Raw genomic sequence first — 16,578 nt, 5'->3', positions numbered from 1 at the left:
CTAGTTGAACAAATCCCGGTTGACCGCCTTGGGCCGGGCATCGGCCTTGGTGACCAACCCCTTGGCCACTAGGTGCTGCAGGCATTGATCGAGCGTCTGCATGCCGGCGGTGTGCCCGGTCTGGATGGCCGAGTACATCTGCGCCACCTTGTCCTCGCGGATCAGGTTGCGGATCGCAGCGGTGCCGATCATGATCTCGTGGGCGGCGATCCGGCCACCGCCGATCTTCTTGAGCAGTGCCTGGGCAATGACCGCGCGCAGCGACTCGGAGAGCATGGAGCGCACCATGGACTTCTCGGCGGCCGGAAAGACGTCGATGATCCGGTCGATGGTCTTGGCCGCGGAGCTGGTGTGCAGGGTGCCGAAGACCAGGTGCCCGGTCTCGGCGGCGGTGAGTGCCAGGCGGATGGTCTCCAGGTCGCGCATCTCACCCACCAGGATGATATCCGGGTCCTCGCGCAGGGCCGAGCGCAGCGCCTCGTTGAAGCCCAGGGTGTCGCGGTGCACCTCGCGCTGGTTGACCAGACAGCGGTGGGACTCGTGGACGAACTCGATGGGGTCCTCAATGGTGAGGATATGGCCGTACTCCTTCTTGTTCACATAGTCCACCATGGCGGCCAGGGTGGTGGACTTGCCGGAGCCGGTGGGACCGGTGACCAGCACCAGGCCCCGGGGGTTATCGGCAATCTCCTTGAACACGTCCGGTGCCCCCAGGTCGTCCAGGGTAAGCACCTCGGAGGGGATGGTGCGGAAGACCGCGGCCGCGCCACGGTTCTGGTTGAAGACATTGACACGAAAGCGCGCCAGGCCGGGGATCTCGAAGGAGAAATCGGTCTCGAGAAACTCCTCGTAATCCTTGCGCTGCTTGTCGTTCATGATGTCGTAGATCATCGAATGCACCTGCTTGTGTTCCATCTCAGGCAGGTTGATTCGACGCACATCACCGTCCACGCGTATCATGGGCGGCAATCCGGCTGCGATGTGCAGGTCCGAGGCGTTGTTCTTGACCGCGAAGGCGAGAAGGTCTGCGATATCCATGATAAAAATAAGCCCCTTCCGAAGGCTGGCCGACACACCCGGACTCGGCTGCTTGGCCATGGCGCACGCCCGCTAAGTTACAGCGATACCAGGACCCCGGCAACCGCATGGACATCGCCCAGAGACTGCAAGTCGTGCACGAGCGGCTGCGCGCCGCTGAACACCGTTTCGGCCGTGACCCCGGCAGCGTGAAGTTGCTCGCGGTCAGCAAGACCCAACCCGTATCCGCCATCCGCGCCGCCCTGGCCGCCGGCCAGCACGCCTTCGGCGAAAACTACCTGCAGGAGGCGCTGGACAAACAGCAGGCGCTGGCCGACACCCCCGCCGAGTGGCACTTCATCGGCGCGCTGCAATCGAACAAGACCCGGGACGTGGCCGGCCACTTCGACTGGTGCCACACGGTGGACCGGCTCAAGATCGCCCGCCGGCTGTCGCAGCAGCGGCCCGAGGAGCGGCCGCCGCTAAATGTCTGTATTCAGGTCAACATCAGCGGTGAAGCCAGCAAGGCCGGTGTGCTCCCCGCGGGCGCGGCCGAACTCGCCGCCCAGGTGGCGGAACTGCCCCGCCTGCGCCTTCGCGGCCTGATGGCCCTGCCCGCCCCTGCCGAGGGCCTGGCGGCACAACGCCGGCCCCTGGCCGCGCTGCGCGAGCTGCAGGAGCATCTGGTGAGTTCCGGCCTGGCATTGGATACGCTATCCATGGGCATGAGCGGTGATCTGGAGGCCGCCGTGGCTGAAGGCGCGACCCTGGTACGCATCGGCACCGCCATTTTCGGTCCGCGCCAGACCACCCCGGCAAATGGCAAGGAGAACAAGCGATGAGCAACAACACCCTGTGCTTTATCGGCGGCGGCAACATGGCCCGCTCGCTGATCGGCGGCCTGCTGGCCGACGGTTTCGACCCGCAGGCGGTACGGGTGGCCGACCCGGACGCCGGCAAGCGCGATGACCTGGCCAACCGTTTCGGCGTTCGGGTCTACGCCGACAACCTGGAGGCGGCCGCCGACGCCGACACCGTGATCCTGGCGGTCAAGCCCCAGGTGGTGCGTACCGCCTGCGAGCAGTTGGTGGCCGGCAGCGGCGACGCCGGGCGGCTGTTTATCTCCATCGCGGCGGGCGTGCGCGAGCCGGACCTGACCCGCTGGCTCGGGGGCCAGGCCGCAGTGGTGCGGACCATGCCCAACACCCCCTCGCTGGTGGGCACCGGCGCCACGGCGCTGTACGCCAACGACCGGGTCAAGGAGCGGCAGCGGGAGCTGGCGGAATCATTGATGCGCGCCGTGGGGCTGGTGGTCTGGCTCGACGACGAGGCCCAGATGGATACCGTGACCGCGGTTTCCGGCAGCGGCCCGGCCTACTTCTTCCTGCTCATGGAGGCCATCGAGGACGCCGCGCGGGACCTGGGTCTGCCCGGTGAGACCGCCCGCCTGCTGACCATCGAGACGGCGCTGGGCGCGGCCAAGATGGCCTTGGAGAGCGATGAGTCCCCGGCCCAATTGCGCCAGCGGGTGACCTCCCCCGGGGGCACCACCGAGCATGCGCTGCATGTGTTGGAGGATGGCGAGTACCGCGCCCTGATGACCCGTGCGGTGCAGGCCGCCGCCAAACGCGCCCAGGAGCTGGGCCAGATGCTGGGGGAGCAGTGATGAACGGGTACCTGGCCAACCCGATCACCTTCCTGCTGGAGACCCTCATCACACTCTACATCCTGGCGGTGATGGTGCGCTTTCTGCTGCAGTGGGCGCGGGCCGATTTCTTCAACCCCATTTCCCAGGCGGTCGTGAAGGTCACCCAGCCGGCACTGCGGCCGCTGCGCCGGGTGATTCCCGGTTACCGCGGGCTGGACTTGGCGGCCGTGGTGCTGATGATCCTGCTGCAGATGCTCTCGCTCTACCTGACCTACCTGATCGGTGGCAATTATGTGCTGCCGGTGGGCTATGCGTTCATGAGCGCGATCATCCAGGTGCTCAGCCTGCTGTTCACGCTCTACACCGTGATCATCATCATCCAGGTGATCATGAGCTGGGTGAATCCGCACAGCCACCACCCCGGGGTGGCCATCCTGCACAGCCTCACCGACCCCATCATGAGCCCCATCCGCCGCATGTTGCCGGACCTGGGCGGCCTCGACCTCTCGCCGCTGGTGGCGCTGCTGGGCATCCAGGTGCTGCGTATGCTCATCTTCCCGCCACTGCAGGCGCTGGTGCCCCCGCTCACCGGTTGAGCGGGGCGCCAGTTGTTCCCGCCCCCCGCCACCTTTAGACTCGGTAGGTTCTGATAAAACAAGATTATTCCGGGAGCCGATGCCTAAGCACCTGCCCGCCGACTCGGTCGGCATTGTGGAGCAACACAGCCTGCACTTCGACGAGCCGCTGCCGCTGGACTGCGGGCGCTCGTTGCCGGCCTACGACCTGGTCTACGAGACCTACGGTGAGCTCAATGCCGAACGCAGCAACGCCATCCTGATCTGCCACGCGCTCTCGGGCAGTCACCACGCGGCCGGCTACCACAGCGAGGAGGACCGCAAGCCGGGCTGGTGGGAGGCCTGCGTGGGGCCAGGCAAACCCATCGATACCGACCGCTTCTATGTGGTCTGCTGCAACAACCTGGGGGGCTGCCACGGCAGCACCGGGCCCAGCAGCATCAACCCGGAAACCCACCGCCCCTACGGCCCGGACTTCCCCCTGGTGACGGTGCGCGACTGGGTCCACAGCCAGGCCCGCCTGGCGGACGCCCTCGGCATCGAGCGCTGGGCGGCGGTGGTCGGTGGCAGCCTGGGGGGCATGCAGGCCATTCAATGGGCCATCGACTATCCGGACCGGCTCGGCCACGTGGTGGCCATTGCTGTCGCGCCACGGCTCTCGGCGCAGAACATCGGCTTCAACGAGGTGGCCCGCCAGGCCATCCTCACCGATCCGGAGTTCCACGGCGGCCGCTACTACGAGCACCACACGGTACCGCGCCGCGGTCTGGCGCTGGCCCGCATGCTCGGCCACATCACCTACCTTTCCGATGACGCCATGCGCGACAAATTCGGCCGTGATCTGCGGGCGGACGGCGGGCGCTACAAGTTCAACTTCGATGTGGAGTTCGAGGTGGAGAGCTACCTGCGCTACCAGGGCCGCTCCTTCGTCGACCGCTTTGACGCCAACACCTATCTGCTGATGACCAAGGTGCTGGACTACTTCGACCCGGCCGCGGAGTACGACCACGACCTGTCGGCGGCCCTGGCCCATGTGCAGGCGCGCTTCCTGCTCATCTCCTTCAGCAGCGACTGGCGTTTCCCGCCGGAGCGCTCACGGGAGATCGTCCGGGCCCTGGAGGACAACCAAAAGCCGATCAGCTACCTGGAGGTGGAGACCAGCCAGGGCCACGATGCCTTCCTGAAGCCCATCCCGGTCTACACCGAGGCCTTCAGGGCCTACATGCAGGGCATTGCCCGGGAGGTGGGGGCATGAGCGCACTGAGACCGGACCTGGCCATCATCAGCGATTGGATCGCCCCCGGCAGCCGCATCCTCGATCTGGGCTGCGGCGACGGCACCCTGCTGGCGCACCTGGCGGGCGAGCGTGAGGTCACCGGCTACGGCCTGGAGATCGAGCCGCGCAAGATCGTCGCCTGCCTGGAGAAGGGGGTGAGCGTCATCCAGGCGGACCTGGACAAGGGCCTGTCGGATTTCAAGGACCAGGCCTTTGACTATGTGCTGATGACCCAGACGCTGCAGGCGGTGCACTACCCGGATGAGCTGCTCCAGGAGATGCTGCGGGTCGGCCGCGAGGGCATTGTCACCTTCCCCAATTTCGGCAACTGGCGCATGCGACTTTACCTAGGCTTCCACGGGCGCATGCCCATAAGCCGGACGCTGCCGCACACCTGGTACAACACCCCCAACATCCACCTGTGCACCGTGCGCGATTTCGAGGCCCTGTGTGCCGAGCGCGGAATCGAGATCCTGGAGCGCCACGTCACCGATCAGGCGATGCACGACAACGCGCTGATGCGGCAATTCCCCAACCTGCTTGGGGACGTGGCCCTCTACCGCATCCGCCAGGCTGCCCGCTGAGCCGGGGGCAACCGGGCCACCGGACGCTCTGATATCATGAGGGCAAACCCGCATCAGTGGCGTGCCGGGGCATCCCCGCCCCCCGGCCACCCCGGATCATGGGAGGCAGGCTTGGCAACACCGCTTCGACCCACAACCCCAGAATATATCCAGCACAACCAGCAAGTGCTGGAGGACCGGCATTCGGACTTCCAGCATATCGTCATCGCCGAGGACCCGGACTACGGCCGGCTGCTCTACCTGGACGACGATCTGCAGATCTCCGAGGCCGACCAGCCCTACAACCAGGCCATGGTGGACCCGCTCGCCCGGCACGGCAGCCTGGGCCGGGTGCTGATCCTGGGCGGGGGCGACGGCGGGGTGCTGCGCGAGGCCATCAGCCGCGGCGCCCGCGAAGCTATTCTGGTGGACATCGACCGGGCCGTCATCGATCTCTGCCGCCGCTACTTGCCCCAACTTTGCGGCGATGCCTTCGATGCCCCCCAGGCGCGGGTGGTGGTGGATGACGCCCTCGCCTGGCTGCACCGGGAAGACGAGTACGACGGCATCATCTACGATCTGACCATGGAGCCCTTCAGCCCGGACCAGAGCCGCACCCGCTTTATCGACCAAGTGCTGGCGCACGCCGGTCGGCGGCTGCGCCCCGGCGGCACCTTCAGCATGCAGTGCTGCGGGGCCAATGAACCCGCCCTGCGCGAGGAGATCCGCCAGGGGCTGGCACGACGTTTCCGGACCTGGGAAGACACCACAGTCTCCATCCCGTCCTATGATGTGGATTGGGTCTTCGCATGGGCCCGACACCCCCGCCTTGGGGCATGACGGTCGCAGGAGGAGAGGCATGACGACCTGGCTCATCACCCACCCGGCCTGCCTGGAGCACGATACCGGCCCAGGGCACCCGGAAAGCATCGCCCGACTGCAGACCATCCTGACAGCGCTGCAGTCGTCCACCTTCGAGTTCCTGATCCGTGAGCCGGCGCCGCGCGCCGAGGTGGAACAGCTCAACCGGGTACACGACCCGGACTACGTGCGCGACATCCTCGCCCGGATCCCCGAACAGGGCCAGGCCTTCATCGACAGCGACACCGTGGTCTGCCCGGCCACCGGCGAGGCGGCGCTGCGGGCGGCCGGGGCCGTCTGCCATGCGGTGGATGCGGTGGTCGGCGGCCAGGCGCAGAACGCCTTTTGCGCGGTGCGCCCGCCCGGCCACCACGCCGAACCCAACCAGGCGATGGGCTTTTGTTTCTTCAATAACATCGCCGTGGGCGCGGCCCACGCTATCGCGGCGCACGGCCTGGAGCGGGTGGCGATCATGGACTTCGATGTCCACCATGGCAATGGCACCCAGACCATAGCTGAGCGCAACCCGAAGATGTACTACCTCTCCACCCACCAGGCACCGCTGTTCCCGGGTACCGGCGATCCCTCCGAAACCGGTCAGGGCAACATCCGCAACGCGACCCTGGAGGATGGTGACGGCTCCGAGATGTTCCGCTTCCAGTTCGAGGAACGCATCCTGCCGGAGCTGCACCGGTACAAGCCGCAGCTGGTGATGATCTCCGCCGGCTTCGACGCCCACCGCTCCGACCCCCTGGCCACCCTGCGGCTGGACGAAACCGACTTTGCCTGGGCCACAAGGGAGCTGGTGGCCATCGCCCGCAAGTACTGTGACGGCAAGGTGGTCTCGGCGCTGGAGGGGGGGTACAGCCTGAACGCGGTGGGCCGTTGCGCCCGCGCCCATGTGGAAGCACTGATGACCTGAGCGCCCCCACCGTCGCGCCGGGCCTCAGGGTTGGTGCGGCGCCGCCAGATAGTCGTGCGACTGCATCTCCTGGAGCCGGCTGACCGTGCGCTCGAAGGCGAAACTCAGCCGCTTGCCCTGATAGAGCCGCTCCGCCGGCGCCTCGGCGGAGAGGATGAGCTTGACGCCCCGGTCGTAGAACTCGTCCACCAGGCTTATGAAACGGCGGGCCTGATCGTCCCGGAAACGGTCGAACACCGGCACCCCGGAGATGATCACGGTATGAAAGGTCCGCGCCAATTCGATGTAATCGGTTTGGCTTCGGGGGCCGTCGCAGATCGCCGCGAAATCGAACCACACCACGCCGTCCGCCATCCGCCGGGTGGGGATCCAACGCCCCTCCACTTCCAGTGACTCACCACGGCTACCGGGCTCCGGCGCCACATGCTCGAAGTCATCGGCGAGCACCTCATCCGCCTCGGCATCCAGCGGCCAATGGTAGATCTCCGCGCGCTCGAGAAAGCGCAACCGGTAGTCGACGCCGCCATCCACATTCATGACCCGGGTGTGGCGCTTGATCTGTTCGATGGCGGGCAGGAAGCGGGCCCGCTGCAGCCCGTCCTTGTAGAGCTCGTCCGGCGGGATGTTGGAGGTGGCCACCAGGGTCACGCCCCGGGCAAAGAGGGCCTGCAACAAGCCGCCGAGAATCATCGCATCGGCAATGTCGCTGACGAAGAACTCATCGAAACAGAGCACCCGGGCCCGTCCGGCGAAGCGATCCGCCACCCGCTCCAGGGGATCCTGCTCGTCGCGCAGCCCCTTGAGCTCGTCGTGGACGGCGTGCATGAAACGGTGGAAATGCATCCGCCGCTTCTCCTCGAAGGGCAGGGTCTCGAAGAAGCTGTCCACCAGGTAGGTCTTGCCGCGCCCCACCCCGCCCCAAAGGTAGAGCCCGGTCACCGGCTCCACGGGCTCCGGTGCCCCACGCCGCACCCGGCGAAGCAGCCCCCTGACCCCGCCGGCGGGTTCGGGCCGGGGCCGCGGCGGGGCGTCGATCAGCGCCTGGTGGAGCGCCTGGAGGGCCTCGACTGCCTCGGCCTGAGCGGCGTCCGGGCTGATCAGGCCCTGATCCAGATCCTGCTGGTAACGTTCGCGGGGCGTCATGCGGCATCTCGCTCCTGCGGCTCCGAAGTGGCGCGATTATCGCACAATGCGGGTGGGTTAAGGAGCGCCCCCGAGGTGGCTCGCCCCCCGGTGGTCCCGTTACCGGTTGAGCACCCGGGCGCAGGCGCCGGCACGGATCAGCAGCACGCGGGCCGGCGCCGGGTAGGCCCGTCCCTCCTCGGCCAGCCGCGCCAGCAGTTGCGCGTCCTGCTCCGGGTCCAGTTGCAGGAAGTCCCGGCCCTCCACCAGGCCGGCCCGGCGGAAGCGGCGGAAACTCGTACCCTTGGGCGCGCCCAGGTGCTCGTCCAACTGGCGCAGGGTGTAGTAGCGCTCACCGCGATAACACACCGCCGCAGAGGACGGCATCATTCCTTCCGGCTCCATCGCCCGTATACTCCCACTGAGGTGCACTGACTCATTTGGCGGCAATCAGTATAAGGGGTAGCACATGGCCGGCCTGGAGGAATACCTGCTCTTTCTCGCCAAGGGGCTCACTGTGGTCGCCCTGGTGGTCGCGGCCGTCGGCATGATCCTCAACAGCCTGCGCTGGGAACGTCCACCGGGGATCGACGGCGGACAACTCACAGCGCGGCCCCTTAACCGCCACTATCACCAGCTCGATCAGAGCGTACTGGCCGCCACCGAGGGACAGCGGGCGGCACGCCGCTATGCCCGCAAGGCCGCCCGCGCCCGGCGCCGCCGCGACGACCCCGAGAGGCCCCGGGTCTACGTCCTCGACTTTGTCGGCGATATGCGGGCCAGCCGCGCCCAGACCCTGCGTGAGGAGGTGACCGCCATCCTCAGCATGGCCCGGGCGGAGCGGGACGCGGTGCTCCTGCGCCTGGACAGCCAGGGCGGTACCGTGCCCGGCTATGGCCTGGCCGCATCGCAACTGGCCCGCCTGCGCGAGGCCGGCATCCCGCTGACCGTGAGCATCGACCGCGTGGCCGCCAGCGGCGGCTATCTGATGGCCTGTGTCGCCGACCGGATCGTCGCCGCCCCCTTCGCGGTGGTCGGTTCGATCGGGGTGATCGGCGCGCTGCCCAACTTCAACCGCTTCCTGCGCCGGCATGACATCGACTTCGAGCAGCATACCGCCGGCGAGTGGAAGCGCACCCTTAGCCTTTTCGGCGAGAACACGGACGAGGCGCGGGAAAAGTTCCGGCAGGACCTGGAGAGCGTCCACCGCCATTTCAAGGGCTTCATCCAGCGCTACCGGCCAGCGCTCGACCTGGACCAGGTCGCCACCGGGGAGTACTGGCTGGCCGAGGAGGCCCTGGGGCTCGGGCTGGTGGACGAACTGGGCACCAGCGACGACTGGCTGCTGCGGCGCCGGGACGATCACCGGCTGGTTCAGCTCCGTTACCGGCACCGGGAACCCTTCGGCCAACGCTGGCTCAAGGCCGCGCAGGGCGCCCTCGGCAGCCGGCTGCAGCGGCTGAGATGACGACTAAGTCACTCAGGAAAAAGGAGAAAAACCCCAGGCGGAATGACGTTGCAGTGCAGCAATCCCGTGCTATATTGCAATGCAGTAAGGCTCGCAATGAGCCCTCTGCACTTCAAACCACAGGCAACGTCGGGGAACGATCATGCAAGACCAGATGATGAACCAGATGCAGGAAATGATGAGCCCGGTGCGCAAGCTGAACGCGCTGATGCTGGACAACACCGAGAAGTTGGTCTCCTTCCAGCTGGATCGCGCGCGCAGCTACGCCGATTTGGGCATCAAGCAGATGCGGGCCGCGTTGGAGGTCAACGACAGCAAGGGCCTGCAGAGCTTTATGAACGAGCAGACCAAGCTGGCCAGCACCCTCTCCCAGCAGCTTACCGATGACGCCAAGACGCTGGCCGCCATGGGCGAGCAGTTTGGCAAGGAGCTGCAGGAAGTCAGCAAGGAGAACGTCTCCACCCTGCAGGAGACCGCCACCAAGGCCACCAGCCGCAAGTCGGCCTGAACCGGTACCGGGTCACGGGCCGGCCCTTGCGGCCGGTCCATCCTGTCGCCCCCTACCCCCGATCATCCTCCCCGCGACGAATCCAGAACTGAAACTCGCCCGCCGTCTCTTCCTGCCTCAACAGCTCATGGTTGCTGCGCTCGGTGTAGGCCATGAAGTCCACCGGTGCATGGGGATCGGTGGCCCGCACCCAGAGCACCTGGCCCGGTGACAGGGTGACCAGCCGCCGCTTGGTCTTGAGTATCGGCATGGGGCAGCTCAGGCCCCGGACATCCAATTGCTCGTCGTAGTCCACGTCGCGTTTTTCCAGTCGCCGCCGGTGGAGGCTTATTGTTACAATCCCACTGAGTGCGTCAAGCGCGCGGGCCCGCCCAGGCCCCGCGAATCGCTCCGAAACAACCGCGACAGGGATTTCCCGATGAGCCCGTTAAAGCAACGAGATACCGGCAACGACCCGCGCTCCGTCACCGATAAGGAGCTGCGCCGGCAATACCAGCAAGAGCAGGTCGAGCAGTGGCGAAAACAGGCCGACGAGGCCCATGACCGCTGGATGGACGTGATCGACAACCCCTACGGCAAAGACTGACGCCGTCATCAAGGGAGCACTCCCATGAACACACCCTATCGGCTGCTACTGGCCCTGGCCATTGCCCTCGCCTTGGCCCTCGCCGGCTGCACCACCCTGGACCCCTACACTGGCGAAGAGCGTACCGCGCGGGCCACCCTGGGGGCAGGGATTGGCGCCGCCGCTGGCGCGGCCGCCGGCGCGCTCACCGGCAGCGACTCCCGGGACCGGCGGCGGCGGGCGCTGATTGGCGCCGGCATCGGTGCGCTCAGCGGCGCCGCTGTCGGCGGCTACATGGATCGCCAGGCCGAAGAACTGCGCCAGCGGCTCCGCGGCACCGGGGTGAGCGTCACCCGGGACGGCGAAAACGTTATCCTCAACATGCCCGGCCATGTCACGTTCGCCTTCGACAGCGCGGACCTGCGCTCCGATTTCTTCGAGGTGCTGGACTCCGTGGCCATTGTGGCCAATGAATTCGACCAGACCATGATCGAGGTGGCCGGTCATACCGACAGCACCGGCCCTGCGGAATACAACCAGCGCCTCTCGGAACGGCGCGCACAGACCGTGGCCCGCTACCTGGTCGGCCGGGACGTGGCCGAGATGCGCATGATCGCCGTCGGCTTTGGTGAGGAGCGGCCCATCGCCAGCAACCAGACCGAGGAAGGGCGCCAGCAGAACCGCCGGGTGGAGATCACCTTCCTCCCGATCACCCAGTAACATTCACCACGCCGTGGCGGCTGTGACCGCCACGGCAGCCTCCCACCCACGCCGCCGGACGTGCGGCCCAGGTGCACACAGGGTTTGCCGTGAGCGATACCAAGATCTACCTGCCCGAATCGGACATCCCCCGTCACTGGTACAACGTCATTCCGGACATGCCGACGCCGCCGCAACCCTACCTGGGGCCGGACGGCAAGCCGATCACCGGCGCCGCCATGGAGGCCATCTTCCCGCCGGCCATCATCGAGCAGGAGACCAGCAGCGAGCGTTGGATCCCCATCCCGGAGCCGGTCCGTGAGGCCCTGACCCTGTGGCGGCCCTCACCGTTGATCCGGGCCCGGCGCCTGGAGCAGGCACTGAATACCCCGGCGAAGATCTACTTCAAGTACGAGGGGGTGAGCCCGGCCGGCTCCCACAAACCCAATTCCGCGGTGGCCCAGGCCTACTACAACGCCGAAGCTGGTATCAAGCGGCTGACCACGGAGACCGGCGCGGGCCAGTGGGGCTCCTCTCTGGCGCTGGCCGGACAGATGTTTGGCCTGGACGTACGCATCTACATGGTGCGTATCAGCTACGAGCAGAAACCCTACCGCCGCTCCATGATGGAGACCTGGGGCGGCGAGGTCATTCCCAGCCCCTCCAACCACACCCAGGCCGGGCGCGACGCCCTGGCGCAGGACCCGGACTCCAACGGCTCTTTGGGCATGGCCATCTCCGAGGCGGTCGAGGAGGCCGCCTCCCGGGGCGACACCAACTACGCTCTGGGCTCGGTGCTCAACCATGTCCTGCTCCATCAGACGGTGATCGGCCTGGAGGCCAAGCGCCAGATGGAGATCGCCGGCGACTACCCGGACGTGGTCTTTGCCCCCTGCGGCGGCGGCTCCAACGTCGGCGGGATCATGTTCCCCTTCCTGGCCGACAAGGCCGCCGGCCGTGACCTGCGGCTGGTAGCGGTGGAGCCGGCCTCCTGTCCAACCCTGACCCGCGGCCACTTCGCCTATGACTACGGCGACAGTGTCGGCCTGACGCCGATGATGAAGATGTACACCCTGGGCCACGACTTCATGCCCCCGGGCATCCACGCCGGCGGGCTGCGCTACCATGGCGACTCCGCGCTGGTCTCCCAGCTCTACCACGACGGTGTGCTCGAGGCACGCTCGGTCCACCAGACCGCCACCTTCCAGGCCGGGGTGCTCTTCGCCCGGACCCAGGGGATCATCCCGGCGCCGGAGTCGGCGCACGCCATCCGCGCCGCCGTGGATGAGGCGGTGCAGGCCCGGGAGGAGGGGCGGGAGCGCACCATTTTGTTCACCCTCTCCGGCCACGGCCACTTCGATATGTCCGCCTACGACCGCTATTTCGCCGGTGAGCTGGAGGATATGGACTACCCCACTGAGGCCCTGGAGACGGCCAAGGCGAACCTGCCGAAGGTCGAGGGTTAGCGTCACCGGCCCTTGCCAGCCCCAGCGCCTAAGCCTACCTTGGCCCCTGGCCCCTTCTGAGGGCCGGGGCCTCCTTCAGCCCGCCCCATCGCTTCCCTGCCCACGCTCATTCTCCGCGACGCGCAGCTTCAGCGTTGAGCGCGAAACGGGCGCATAAAAAAAGCCCCTGTCCGATGTATGGACAGGGGCTTTGGTGTAGGAGCCTGGCGATGACCTACTTTCGCACGACAGCGAGGCCGCACTATCATTGGCGCTGAGCAGTTTCACTACCGAGTTCGGGATGGGATCGGGTGGTTCCCGCTCGCTATGTTCGCCAGGCGAAGCGGTGCATGAGGCCTTCTTGGCGGGCCGCACGCGTGTGTCTGGATTGGCCGTCAGGGCCGATTTGAGGCATGTCGGTCGTTGATGGTTGGCCTGGCGCTCACCCCAAACCATTTGGGGTTATATGGCCAAGCCTCACGGGCAATTAGTACCGGTTAGCTTCACGCATTGCTGCGCTTCCACACCCGGCCTATCAACGTGGTCGTCTTCCACGGCCCTTCAGGGGGATCGAGTCCCCAGGGAGGTCTCATCTTGGGAGGGGCTTCCCGCTTAGATGCTTTCAGCGGTTATCCCGTCCGCACATAGCTACCCGGCAGTGCCACTGGCGTGACAACCGGAACACCAGAGGTGCGTCCACTCCGGTCCTCTCGTACTAGGAGCAGCTTCCCTCAAACCTCCGACGCCCACGGCAGATAGGGACCGAACTGTCTCACGACGTTCTAAACCCAGCTCGCGTACCACTTTAAACGGCGAACAGCCGTACCCTTGGGACCTGCTACAGCCCCAGGATGTGATGAGCCGACATCGAGGTGCCAAACTCCTCCGTCGATGTGGACTCTTGGGAGGAATCAGCCTGTTATCCCCGGAGTACCTTTTATCCGTTGAGCGATGGCCCTTCCATACAGAACCACCGGATCACTAAGGCCGGCTTTCGCCCCTGCTCGACGTGTCAGTCTCGCAGTCAGGCACCCTTATGCCTTTATACTCTACGCGCGATTTCCGACCGCGCTGAGGGTACCTTCGCACTCCTCCGTTACTCTTTGGGAGGAGACCGCCCCAGTCAAACTACCCACCACACACTGTCCCTGACCCGGATCACGGGCCGAGGTTAGAACCTCAAGCATGCCAGGGTGGTATCTCAAGGTCGGCTCCACCAGAACTGGCGTCCCGGTTTCAAAGCCTCCCACCTATCCTGCACAAGCAGGCTCAAAGTCCAGTGCGAAGTTGTAGTAAAGGTTCACGGGGTCTTTCCGTCTAGCCGCGGGTACGCTGCATCTTCACAGCGATTTCAATTTCACTGAGTCTCGGGTGGAGACAGTGTGGCCATCGTTACGCCATTCGTGCAGGTCGGAACTTACCCGACAAGGAATTTCGCTACCTTAGGACCGTTATAGTTACGGCCGCCGTTTACCGGGGCTTCGATCAAGAGCTTCGTCCGAAGACTAACCCCATCACTTAACCTTCCGGCACCGGGCAGGCGTCACACCCTATACGTCCGCTTACGCGTTTGCAGAGTGCTGTGTTTTTAGTAAACAGTCGCAGCCACCTGGTCACTGCAACCCCCGTCAGCTCCAGCCGCAAGGGCCTTCACCTACCAGGGGCGTACCTTCTCCCGAAGTTACGGTACCATTTTGCCTAGTTCCTTCACCCGAGTTCTCTCAAGCGCCTTGGGATTCTCACCCTGCCCACCTGTGTCGGTTTGCGGTACGGTCAACGGCTACCTGAAGCTTAGAGGCTTTTCCTGGGAGCCTGGCATCAATCACTTCGCGCCCTTGGGCACTCGGCATCACGCCTCGGCATTGAACGACCGGATTTGCCTGGCCGCTCTGCCTACACGCTTGCACCGGGACAACCAACGCCCGGATGACCTAGCCTTCTCCGTCCCCCCATCGCAGTAACAGTTGGTACGGGAATATTAACCCGTTTCCCATCGACTACACCTTTCGGTCTCGCCTTAGGGGCCGACTCACCCTGCGCCGATTAACGTTGCGCAGGAAACCTTGGGCTTTCGGCGTGAGGGTTTTTCACCCTCATTATCGTTACTCATGTCAGCATTCGCACTTCCGATACCTCCAGCGGCTCTCGCGAGTCCGCCTTCGTCGGCGTACGGAACGCTCCCCTACCATGCAAGCAAGCTTGCATCCGCAGCTTCGGTACGTGACTTAGCCCCGTTGAATCTTCCGCGCGGGCCGACTAGACCAGTGAGCTATTACGCTTTCTTTAAAGGATGGCTGCTTCTAAGCCAACCTCCTGGCTGTCTCTGCCTTCCCACATCGTTTCCCACTTAGCCACGATTTCGGGACCTTAGCTGGCGGTCTGGGTTGTTTCCCTCTCCACAACGAACGTTATCACCCGCTGTGTGTCTCCCGTGATTGCACTTCCCGGTATTCGGAGTTTGCATCGGTTTGGTAAAGCTCGGAAGCCCCCCTAGCCGAAACAGTGCTCTACCCCCGGGAGTGAGACACGAGGCGCTACCTAAATAGCTTTCGGGGAGAACCAGCTATCTCCGGGCTTGTTTAGCCTTTCACTCCTACCCACAGCTCATCCCCTAACTTTTCAACGTTAGTGGGTTCGGGCCTCCAGCGAGTATTACCTCGCCTTCACCCTGGCCATGGGTAGCTCGCCCGGTTTCGGGTCTACTTCCAGAGACTATGGCGCCGGTTAAGACTCGGTTTCCCTACGGCTTCCCTACACGGTTAACCTTGCCACTGAAAGTAAGTCGCTGACCCATTATACAAAAGGTACGCAGTCACCCTTGCGGGCTCCCACTGCTTGTACGCACACGGTTTCAGGTTCTATTTCACTCCCCTCTCCGGGGTTCTTTTCACCTTTCCCTCACGGTACTGGTTCGCTATCGGTCGGTAGGGAGTATTTAGCCTTGGAGGATGGTCCCCCCATATTCAACCAGGATAACACGTGTCCCGGCCTACTCGATTTCACACTCGGCGCCCTTTCGCGTACAGGGCTATAACCTTCTATGGCCGACCTTCCCAGATCGCTCCGCTAGAACACCGAATGCTTAAGGGCTAATCCCCTTTCGCTCGCCGCTACTCAGGGAATCTCGGTTGATTTCTTTTCCTCCGGGTACTTAGATGTTTCAGTTCCCCGGGTTCGCCTCGTACACCTATGAATTCAGTGCACGATAATCACCCAAAAGGTGATTGGGTTGCCCCATTCGGAAATCCCCGGATCAAAGCTTGTTTGCCAGCTCCCCGAGGCTTATCGCAGGCTACCACGTCCTTCATCGCCTCCTACCGCCTAGGCATCCACCGTGTGCGCTTAACCGCTTGACCATATAACCCCAACCAGTCTGAGGGCTACATGGGCGCTGGCTCCACGAACAACTGACATGCCTCACACAGCATCCTAGACGACGATGCTGTGCTTTCTCGTTTGACGGTCAATCCAGATTGTTAAAGATCAGTCTCTTCGCCCACTTAAGGCTCAGAGGCCAGCACCCGATCCAAATCAGATGCTGGCCTGTGAACCCCTTAAACGCGACCACGCCCGCTCAATAATGGTGGAGCCAGTCGGGATCGAACCGACGACCCCCTGCTTGCAAAGCAGGTGCTCTCCCAGCTGAGCTATGGCCCCTGACTTGTCTTTTTACCGCCTGGCCGCGTTGCGCCTTCTCCGGCTTTCGGTCGCGTACTTATGTACGCTCCCTCAACCCGGATCGTCGCGCCTTGCCAGCCGGCAAAAATCCTGCGCCAGCTACCTTGCCGACCCTATCGGCCCAGCTCACGATCGCCGTGCCCTAATAATGGTGGGTCTGGGTGGATTTGAACCACCGGCCTCACCCTTATCAGGGGTGCGCTCTGACCAACTGAGCTACAGACCCGCTTG

The 16,578-nt window shown here is 64.7% G+C and carries 16 protein-coding genes, 2 tRNA genes and 2 rRNA genes; 12 read left to right on the top strand and 8 right to left on the bottom strand.

Annotation, left to right across the window (positions count from 1 at the left end):
* A complete protein-coding gene (locus tag MLG_RS01740) occupies positions 1-1,038 on the bottom strand; it encodes a type IV pilus twitching motility protein PilT (RefSeq protein WP_011628093.1) in 1,038 nt (345 codons plus the stop codon).
* A 107-nt stretch (positions 1,039-1,145) separates the two neighbouring features.
* Here MLG_RS01740 and MLG_RS01735 point away from each other — a divergent pair, with 107 nt between their 5' ends.
* From MLG_RS01735 to MLG_RS01705, 7 genes are all read left to right on the top strand, one after another.
* Entirely contained in the window at positions 1,146-1,859 is a 714-nt protein-coding gene (locus tag MLG_RS01735) for a YggS family pyridoxal phosphate-dependent enzyme (protein ID WP_011628092.1), read from the top strand.
* On the top strand, positions 1,856-2,683 hold the full coding sequence (gene proC, locus MLG_RS01730) for a pyrroline-5-carboxylate reductase (protein ID WP_011628091.1): 828 nt from the start codon (positions 1,856-1,858) through the stop codon (positions 2,681-2,683). The genes MLG_RS01735 and proC overlap by 4 nt, the downstream gene beginning before the upstream one ends.
* Positions 2,683-3,261, top strand: a complete 579-nt coding sequence (locus MLG_RS01725) for a YggT family protein (RefSeq protein WP_011628090.1) — start codon at positions 2,683-2,685, stop codon at positions 3,259-3,261. Before proC ends, MLG_RS01725 begins: the two co-directional genes overlap by 1 nt.
* A 79-nt stretch (positions 3,262-3,340) precedes the next feature.
* Positions 3,341-4,495 carry a homoserine O-succinyltransferase MetX gene (gene metX / locus MLG_RS01720; protein WP_011628089.1) on the top strand — a complete coding sequence of 385 codons (1,155 nt, stop codon included), beginning with the start codon at positions 3,341-3,343 and terminating at the stop codon, positions 4,493-4,495.
* A complete protein-coding gene (metW, locus tag MLG_RS01715) occupies positions 4,492-5,100 on the top strand; it encodes a methionine biosynthesis protein MetW (protein WP_011628088.1) in 609 nt (202 codons plus the stop codon). The genes metX and metW overlap by 4 nt, the downstream gene beginning before the upstream one ends.
* 111 nt (positions 5,101-5,211) lie before the next feature.
* The gene (locus MLG_RS01710; protein WP_011628087.1) at positions 5,212-5,919 is read left to right on the top strand and encodes a spermine/spermidine synthase domain-containing protein; all 708 of its coding nucleotides are present in this window, start codon (positions 5,212-5,214) and stop codon (positions 5,917-5,919) included.
* Between the two features lie 19 nt (positions 5,920-5,938).
* A complete protein-coding gene (locus tag MLG_RS01705; protein WP_011628086.1) occupies positions 5,939-6,862 on the top strand; it encodes a histone deacetylase family protein in 924 nt (307 codons plus the stop codon).
* A 24-nt stretch (positions 6,863-6,886) separates the two neighbouring features.
* On the opposite strand, the gene zapE is transcribed toward MLG_RS01705, so the two are convergent.
* Together zapE and MLG_RS01695 are read right to left on the bottom strand one after the other, a co-directional pair.
* A complete protein-coding gene (zapE, locus tag MLG_RS01700; RefSeq protein WP_011628085.1) occupies positions 6,887-8,005 on the bottom strand; it encodes a cell division protein ZapE in 1,119 nt (372 codons plus the stop codon).
* A gap of 99 nt (positions 8,006-8,104) precedes the next feature.
* Positions 8,105-8,374, bottom strand: coding sequence for a hypothetical protein (locus MLG_RS01695; RefSeq protein ID WP_049753503.1), 270 nt, complete (start codon positions 8,372-8,374; stop codon positions 8,105-8,107).
* A gap of 79 nt (positions 8,375-8,453) precedes the next feature.
* Between MLG_RS01695 and sohB the strand changes: the two genes are divergently transcribed.
* Entirely contained in the window at positions 8,454-9,452 is a 999-nt protein-coding gene (gene sohB, locus MLG_RS01690; protein WP_011628083.1) for a protease SohB, read from the top strand.
* Between the two features lie 142 nt (positions 9,453-9,594).
* A complete protein-coding gene (locus MLG_RS01685; protein ID WP_011628082.1) occupies positions 9,595-9,960 on the top strand; it encodes a phasin family protein in 366 nt (121 codons plus the stop codon).
* A 52-nt stretch (positions 9,961-10,012) separates the two neighbouring features.
* On the opposite strand, the gene MLG_RS01680 is transcribed toward MLG_RS01685, so the two are convergent.
* Positions 10,013-10,255 (bottom strand): sulfurtransferase TusA family protein, encoded by a 243-nt coding sequence (locus tag MLG_RS01680; RefSeq protein WP_011628081.1) that lies wholly within the window; start codon positions 10,253-10,255, stop codon positions 10,013-10,015.
* 123 nt (positions 10,256-10,378) lie between these two features.
* Here MLG_RS01680 and MLG_RS15520 point away from each other — a divergent pair, with 123 nt between their 5' ends.
* From MLG_RS15520 to MLG_RS01665, 3 genes are all read left to right on the top strand, one after another.
* Positions 10,379-10,546, top strand: a complete 168-nt coding sequence (locus MLG_RS15520) for a hypothetical protein (protein ID WP_011628080.1) — start codon at positions 10,379-10,381, stop codon at positions 10,544-10,546.
* 24 nt (positions 10,547-10,570) lie between these two features.
* Entirely contained in the window at positions 10,571-11,245 is a 675-nt protein-coding gene (locus MLG_RS01670; RefSeq protein ID WP_011628079.1) for an OmpA family protein, read from the top strand.
* Between the two features lie 89 nt (positions 11,246-11,334).
* Complete coding sequence (locus tag MLG_RS01665; protein WP_011628078.1) at positions 11,335-12,690, top strand: TrpB-like pyridoxal phosphate-dependent enzyme; 1,356 nt, start codon at positions 11,335-11,337, stop codon at positions 12,688-12,690.
* A gap of 201 nt (positions 12,691-12,891) precedes the next feature.
* On the opposite strand, the gene rrf is transcribed toward MLG_RS01665, so the two are convergent.
* From rrf to MLG_RS01645, 4 genes are all read right to left on the bottom strand, one after another.
* Positions 12,892-13,008: ribosomal RNA gene (gene rrf / locus MLG_RS01660) — 5S ribosomal RNA — on the bottom strand.
* 127 nt (positions 13,009-13,135) lie between these two features.
* Positions 13,136-16,025 (bottom strand): 23S ribosomal RNA (locus tag MLG_RS01655).
* 225 nt (positions 16,026-16,250) lie between these two features.
* Positions 16,251-16,326 (bottom strand) — tRNA-Ala (locus MLG_RS01650).
* A 170-nt stretch (positions 16,327-16,496) separates the two neighbouring features.
* Positions 16,497-16,573 (bottom strand) — tRNA-Ile (locus MLG_RS01645).
* Positions 16,574-16,578 lie beyond the last annotated feature (5 nt).

The organism is Alkalilimnicola ehrlichii MLHE-1, from assembly GCF_000014785.1.
Taxonomy (GTDB): Bacteria; Pseudomonadota; Gammaproteobacteria; order Nitrococcales; family Halorhodospiraceae; genus Alkalilimnicola; species Alkalilimnicola ehrlichii.
Note: the sequence above shows the minus strand (reverse complement) of the source record. Positions and strands in the feature narration are given on the sequence as shown.

Excerpts from the sequence above, each read along its gene's own strand:
- sohB (WP_011628083.1), top strand. The coding sequence starts at position 8,454 with ATGGCCGGCCTGGAGGAATACCTGCTCTTTCTCGCCAAGGGGCTCACT.
- MLG_RS15520 (WP_011628080.1), top strand. The coding sequence starts at position 10,379 with ATGAGCCCGTTAAAGCAACGAGATACCGGCAACGACCCGCGCTCCGTC.
- metX (WP_011628089.1), top strand. The coding sequence starts at position 3,341 with ATGCCTAAGCACCTGCCCGCCGACTCGGTCGGCATTGTGGAGCAACAC.
- MLG_RS01740 (WP_011628093.1), bottom strand. The coding sequence starts at position 1,038 with ATGGATATCGCAGACCTTCTCGCCTTCGCGGTCAAGAACAACGCCTCG.
- zapE (WP_011628085.1), bottom strand. The coding sequence starts at position 8,005 with ATGACGCCCCGCGAACGTTACCAGCAGGATCTGGATCAGGGCCTGATC.
- metW (WP_011628088.1), top strand. The coding sequence starts at position 4,492 with ATGAGCGCACTGAGACCGGACCTGGCCATCATCAGCGATTGGATCGCC.
- MLG_RS01695 (WP_049753503.1), bottom strand. The coding sequence starts at position 8,374 with ATGATGCCGTCCTCTGCGGCGGTGTGTTATCGCGGTGAGCGCTACTAC.
- MLG_RS01725 (WP_011628090.1), top strand. The coding sequence starts at position 2,683 with ATGAACGGGTACCTGGCCAACCCGATCACCTTCCTGCTGGAGACCCTC.
- MLG_RS01685 (WP_011628082.1), top strand. The coding sequence starts at position 9,595 with ATGCAAGACCAGATGATGAACCAGATGCAGGAAATGATGAGCCCGGTG.
- MLG_RS01735 (WP_011628092.1), top strand. The coding sequence starts at position 1,146 with ATGGACATCGCCCAGAGACTGCAAGTCGTGCACGAGCGGCTGCGCGCC.
- MLG_RS01705 (WP_011628086.1), top strand. The coding sequence starts at position 5,939 with ATGACGACCTGGCTCATCACCCACCCGGCCTGCCTGGAGCACGATACC.
- proC (WP_011628091.1), top strand. The coding sequence starts at position 1,856 with ATGAGCAACAACACCCTGTGCTTTATCGGCGGCGGCAACATGGCCCGC.
- MLG_RS01670 (WP_011628079.1), top strand. The coding sequence starts at position 10,571 with ATGAACACACCCTATCGGCTGCTACTGGCCCTGGCCATTGCCCTCGCC.